Source organism: Verrucomicrobiota bacterium (genome assembly GCA_027622555.1).
GTDB lineage: Bacteria > Verrucomicrobiota > Verrucomicrobiia > Opitutales > UBA2995 > UBA2995.
Window position 1 is genome coordinate 1 of sequence record JAQBYJ010000203.1, and the last position, 5,457, is coordinate 5,457.

Here is a 5,457-nt window from a genome sequence, read left to right on the forward strand (position 1 = left end):
TCGCATTACAATCTACTGGCTCAACCCGCGCTAAACCAGATCAAGATCACAGCCATCAAATCGATTGTACTGAAGAATCAGTGGAAGACTTTGGTGAAAGTGGAAACCGATGCCGGCATTTCAGGCTATGGTGAATCCGGCGCTTCGGGCGAAATCTTCCGGGGTTGGGTGCACGGTGGAAACAAACCCATTCAAGATAGGTTGATAGGTGAAGATCCCTTGGCGATTGAGAAGCACTATTACAAAATGAGTACGCAGGTGCACAATCTGGTATCCCAGGGGAGCATTTTCAGTGGCATTGATATGGCTCTGTGGGACATAGCGGGCAAGGTATTGAACCGTCCGGTTCACCAATTGCTCGGTGGTCCTTTCCGGGAGAAGATAAAACTTTATCACGACGATCAGCCCACTGACATGCTCGACAAGAAAAATTGTCGGGACTGGGCTGACAAAATAAGGGCAAATCCACGCGGTTGGTCCACCATCAAAATGTCCTTCAATCACGTATTTGGCTTTGACCGGCTGGAACGAGATATTACCATGCTGGGACCCCGTGATTTTGACAAGCTCAGGACGGGCTTTGACAACGTGCGGGAGGCGCTCGGTATGGACTACGACCTGATTGCTCATGCCCACAGCGAGTTTGACCTGCCCACTTCGGTCGGGATTGCAAAGGCGGTTGCACCGTCAAAGGTTCTTTGGCTGGAAGATCCTCTTCCGCCCCATTACTCCGAAAGTTGGAAGAGCTTAAAGCAACAATCGCCGGTGCCGATTATGAATGGCGAGAAGGTTGAGATGCCGAAGGGATTTCTGCCATTTCTGCAGAATCAGGCAGTGGATATCATCCATCCTGATCTGGCATGGTGCGGTGGCGTCACGGGTGCCAGGAAGATCGCCGACCTGGCATCGCTATATCGAATCCCAATCGCTCTACACAATTTGGGTGGCTACCCCTTGCTGATGGCCAGCGTTCAATACGCCGCCTCTATCCACGATTTTGTGATTTTAGAAAACGCGATAGACAAAGGTCAGGGTACCGAGTTGATGGGCAAGGAGCCAGTAGTGGTAACGGATAGTTATATCGATCTTCCCAAGGAGCCAGGCTTAATGCAACTTAACCAGGACTACCTCAAAGAGAATATTCGTCCTGAAGAAACCTGGTGGGGGGACTGAGGCATCTTTCTAAGACCGACCTCCAATCTGGGTAACTCAAATTCAAAACAACACACCATAAATTACATGAATAGAAGACACTTCTTGAAAACCGCATTAGCCCTTCCAGCAGGTGCGTGGATGACGAACTACAACCTGATGGCTCATCCGGTTCGAGATCAAATAAAGATCACCGACATCAAGGGCATTGTGTTGAAGAACCAGTGGAAGACCTTGGTAAAGGTGGAAACAGATGCCGGCATTTCCGGTTATGGTGAATCGGGTGCCACGGGCGATATTTTTCGCTCCTGGGTAAACACCGGAAATCGCCCAATCCGTAATTATCTTATCGGTGAGGATCCGTTGGCTATCGAGAAACACTATTTCAAAATGAGTACGCAGGTGCACAACCTGATGGCTCAAGGGAGTGTTTTCAGCGGCATCGACATGGCCTTGTGGGATATTGCCGGCAAAGTGCTGAACCGACCGGTTTGTGAGCTACTCGGTGGTCCTTTTAGGGATAAGGTTAAGCTCTATCACGACGATCAGCCCACTGACATGCTCGATAGGAAAAATGTAAGCGAATGGGCCGATAAAATCAAAGCGAACCCTCGCGGTTGGTCTACGATAAAACTGTCATTCAACCACGCGTTTGGTAACGAAAGTCCCTACAGTCCGCACTACTTACCAACCTTGACGCCGCGTGAGTTGAAAATGCTTCAGACAGGTTTTGACAATGTGCGTGAATTTATGGGTCCCGATTACGACTTGATTGCTCATGCCCACAGTGAGTTTGACTTGCCCAGTTCGATCGGGATCGCAAAGGCGGTCGCATCATCGGAAGTTCTCTGGCTCGAAGATCCTTTGCCTCCGGAATATAGTTCAAGCTGGAAGGCCCTGAAGGAACAATCGCCGGTGCCTATAATGAATGGTGAGAAAGTGGAGATGCCAAAAGGATTCCTTCCGTTCTTGCAGAATCAGGCCTTGGATATTCTTCATCCGGACCTCGCATTTTGCGGTGGTATCACCGGTGCGAAGAAAATAGCCGAACTGGCGTCGCTCTTCCGAATTCCGTTTGCGCTACACAATTTGGGGGCCTACCCACTCCTTATGGGCAGTGTTCAATTCGCCGCATCTGCCCAGAATTTTGTGATTCTGGAAAACGCAATTGATAAGGGTCAGGGCACCGAGTTGATGGGAGTCGATCCAGTGGTAGTAACCGACAGCTATATCGATGTGCCGCGTACACCCGGCTTAATGCAAATGAATCAGGACTATCTCAAGGAAAACATTCGTCCTGAGGAGACATGGTGGGGCGACTAAGTAATTGAAGTAAGCTTCCGTATCATTTTTTGCCCATCTCGGTCTTACCGCCGTGTGGGGAAACCGTCGCTGATCGCACAGCAATAATGCTGAACTGAACCAGGGCGTTGGAATCGTCACCGTCGGGCGCAGGCTGTAGGGTTGTCCGTGCCGGAAAACCCTCAGTAAAATAGGTGGCATAGATGTCGTTCAGTTGGGCGTAGTCGTCCATGTCACGCAGGTAAACATTTACGTTGACCACGTTACTGAAATTCATGTCTGCGGCTTCGAGGACGTCCTGCACCTTGCGCATCGCCTGCCGCAGCTGGTATTCAAAATCGTCAATCAGCTTGCCCTGGCCGGGGACGAAGCCCGAGAGGCCGGAAGAGTAAAGCACGTCACCCGCCATAACCGCGGGACTGGCAGTGGCGCTGGGCTGCCGGTTCTTGGGGCGGATCACCTGGCGGTGGCGCATGTCAGTGACCGCGATCGCGGTCAGCTCGAAATCACTGGATTCGCCGGGGATGTCAGACATCGTGATGGTCGCTCGCGCCGGGGCGCTGCCATACCGGAAGAACTGCCGATAGACGATATTCATTGGCTCCCATTTCTGGTTGGGAGGCATGATATAGGGATTCGTGAACACAATGTGTCCGTAATCCAGACCTGCCGTTTCCAGCACCGATCCAACATTCAGAATGCCCTGCCGGACGCGGTGTTTATACAGATCGTGGCTCTCACCGCCGGCACCGGGGATCTGGGTGCCTTTCCCTGATATATAGAGAAGGCCATTGACCTTAATGCCCTGGCTGAACAACTGACCTTCCTTCCAGCCCAGAATTTCTTTGTCGGCACCATCCTGCACGGCGATGGTCTGAATTTCGATCATGGAAGCGCCGGGGATTTTTCCGACTTCCAGGGTACTTCGCACCGGGGGATTCTCCGGAAAATATTCACGGAAGACGCTGTTCATAAGTTGGTATTGGCCAAGATCTTCCAGGAAGACATACGCGGAGACCACGTTGTGCATATCCATGCCTGCTCCGAGGAGGATATTTTTAATATTTTCAAAACACTGTCGGATTTCGCCTTCCATGTCGTCCGGCATAGTGCCGTCGGGACGGGCACTTCCCTGTCCTGAGACATAGAGAGTGTTGCCGACCAGCACACCGTCGCTGTACGGTCGACCGTGTGCAACGTGGGTTTCGGATTTTACAATCAGCTTGTCGGGCAACTGTGCCCAAGCCATACTAGTCAACAGGAAGGTCAGCCCCAAAATGGTCAGTCTCTGTAAGTTCATTGTATTAGTCTTTCGATTAGATCTGTATTCTCTGCTTACATCGAATAAGACACCGATGGGGAAGTAAAGACGGGAACGCACCGGCTTTAGGCTACGTTGCGCTTCGGTCTAACTGTGGCTACATTGGCATATCCTCTGGAAGACCCAGAGGATCTCAAGAATTCAGTGGTAGAATTCGATAGGCTAGGCGGATTCATGGCCCCTGAAATATCCTATCTCGAATGTGGTTCGCACCTTCTCCATTGCTCCCGTTTTGCCCCGATAGGAACTCTTCCTTCGGATCATAGTCCTTGGCCTCCTCTGACAAGCGGTTGAGCTCAGCTCGACCTACGACGAACCAATGTACTTCATCGGGTCCATCCGCCAGACGCAAAGTGCGCTGCTGTGCGTACATGTCGGCGAGCGGCGTCCACTGAGAAAGGCCTGTCGCACCATGGATCTGGATCGCCTCGTCGATAATGTGGCAGACGCGTATGGGTACCATGGCCTTGATGGCACTTACCCAAACACGGGCATCGGCGTTGCCTAAAACATCCATTGCTTTCGCGGCCTTCAGGATCATCATTCGCATAGCTTCAATTTCAATTCGCGCTTTCGCAATTACCTCGACGTTCTTGCCGAGCCTACCGATGGGCTTTCCAAATGCGACTCGGGAAAGACCTCGTTTGGCCATGAGTTCCAACGCTTTTTCAGCGGCTCCTAATGCCCGCATGCAGTGATGGATCCGTCCTGGGCCAAGACGTATTTGGGAAATTTCAAACCCACGCCCTTCACCGAGCAAAATATTCTCCTTCGGCACCCGACAGTTTTCGAAACGCAAATGCGGATGACCATGTGGTGCATCGTCATGACCAAACACATGCATGTGGCCCACTAATTCAACTCCTGGATTATCCATCGGAACCAGAATTTGCGATTGGTGCCTATATGGCTCCGCGTCCGGACTGGTCAAAACCATTACGATCATAATCTTGCAACGTGGATCACCAGCCCCAGAGGCATAGTATTTCTCGCCATTGATAACCCATTCGTTGCCGTCGAGCACGGCGCTGCAAGAAATGTTTTTCGCGTCGGACGATGCAAGATCAGGTTCGGTCATCGCGTAAGCTGAACGGATTTTTCCTTCCAGGAGAGGTTTGAGCCACTGTTCCTTTTGCTCGGGAGTACCGACGCGTTCGAGTACTTCCATGTTACCGGTATCGGGGGCCGAACAATTGAGACATTCTGAAGCCAGAGGATTTTTTCCGAGCTCAGCAGCTATGTAAGCATAATCCAGATTTTTCAGACCCTGCCCTGTTTCGTCGTTGGGTAGAAAAAAATTCCAAAGGCCATTCGCCTTTGCCTTTTCTTTGAGGCCTTCCAAGATCTCGAGCTGCCCGGGCCCATACGAAAAACGTTCTGCCCGGCCTTCGCCGAGTTCATGGAATTTGCGGGTTACCGGATCAACCTCATTCTTCAAAAAGGCTTTTACTCTTTCTAGAAGTGGCATGGCTTCTTTCGACATCCGAAGGTCGAATAATTCTGGATGGTTCTCGAGACCTGACATTTTATTTCTTTCTCTTTTTTGGGTTAGTCGAAGCAGAAAACACTGGGCTTACAATAGTTTGAATGGCTCTGTTCAATGTGTAAATGCGAAGCTAGTGTAGTGCGTCAAGCAGTCTGTAACATATCAAGCTTTGCTCGAGCACGCTTTACTTTTTCCA

Annotated in this window: 4 protein-coding genes; 2 read left to right on the forward strand and 2 right to left on the reverse strand. The window is 50.9% G+C overall.

Features of this window, described 5'->3' with window-relative positions; genetic code table 11:
• Positions 1-1,173: mandelate racemase/muconate lactonizing enzyme family protein (locus O3C43_24515; GenBank protein MDA1069652.1), on the forward strand; the 1,173-nt coding region annotated here is incomplete at its 5' end.
• Between the two features lie 66 nt (positions 1,174-1,239).
• Positions 1,240-2,475, forward strand: a complete 1,236-nt coding sequence (locus tag O3C43_24520; GenBank protein ID MDA1069653.1) for a mandelate racemase/muconate lactonizing enzyme family protein — start codon at positions 1,240-1,242, stop codon at positions 2,473-2,475.
• Positions 2,476-2,497: 22 nt separating this feature from the next.
• Here O3C43_24520 and O3C43_24525 read toward each other — a convergent pair whose 3' ends face one another.
• Both O3C43_24525 and O3C43_24530 read right to left on the reverse strand, forming a co-directional pair.
• Positions 2,498-3,754 (reverse strand): RidA family protein, encoded by a 1,257-nt coding sequence (locus O3C43_24525; protein MDA1069654.1) that lies wholly within the window; start codon positions 3,752-3,754, stop codon positions 2,498-2,500.
• Positions 3,755-3,947: 193 nt separating this feature from the next.
• The gene (locus O3C43_24530; GenBank protein ID MDA1069655.1) at positions 3,948-5,300 is read right to left on the reverse strand and encodes an acyl-CoA dehydrogenase family protein; all 1,353 of its coding nucleotides are present in this window, start codon (positions 5,298-5,300) and stop codon (positions 3,948-3,950) included.
• Positions 5,301-5,457: the final 157 nt, after the last annotated feature.